Genomic DNA, 760 nt, shown 5'->3' on the forward strand with positions numbered 1-760 from the left:
GGCAAACCACAATAGGAGAGCATACCAAGTTTGATGTCCGGGTTATTCGACCATTTTTCATCGGCAAGGGCATCAGGGACAACCAGTTGGCTTTTGGTTTCAATGACATGTTCACAGTACAAACCATGTCCAAGATCTTCTTTGTCGCCAGCTTTATATGGATTACCTTGAGTGTCGCTTGAGGTGTTTACTTCGATGTGGTTTTGATGCACTCGCATGATAAGCGTGGTTGGCACGTCTGCAATCTGTGCGAGGAGATTGACGATATCCTGCCAGCTTCGCTGCATGGATTCAGGAATCTCATAATCTAGTGTTTGAAATCTCCCCATAGAGGCCTTCCTTTCCGGTAGTTTCACATCCTGTGAATCGAAGATTTATGCAGTAGTAATTGTTATAACATTAGTCGTTTTACTTAAGTATAGGGTCGCCCACAGACGAAACAAAAAAAAGTCCTGAAAACCTTTCAGGACCCTAAATTGTTGGAAGCCATCTCAAATATGAAACAAATTTGACGAACTTATGGCTTAAGTGACGCCAAGGTTTCTAACGAAATGTCTTGCGAGTAGTCTACATCGTCAAAGTTAAAGCCGTTTAGTTTCATGAACTCGTCTTTAAAGCCTTGGTAATCACCAACATCTTTAAAGTTCTCCGCATTCATTTGTTCTAATAAATGACTCACTTCAGCCTGCGTTTGCGGATCCAGTTCTAAATCATCAATTCGAATCAATCGCTCGCCATCAACAGGAACTTTAGGCTGATC

1 protein-coding gene and 1 pseudogene are annotated in these 760 nt (G+C 42.0%); both read right to left on the reverse strand.

The genetic code is table 11. The annotated features are described in order from the left end of the window. A partial coding sequence (locus tag R7Q09_RS25175; protein ID WP_318143825.1) for a GAF domain-containing protein occupies positions 1-329 on the reverse strand: 329 nt, incomplete at its 3' end. Between the two features lie 188 nt (positions 330-517). After that, positions 518-760, reverse strand: a pseudogene (locus R7Q09_RS25180) (bifunctional NADH-specific enoyl-ACP reductase/trans-2-enoyl-CoA reductase); the annotation flags it as partial.

The organism is Vibrio sp. 2130-1, assembly GCF_033339515.1.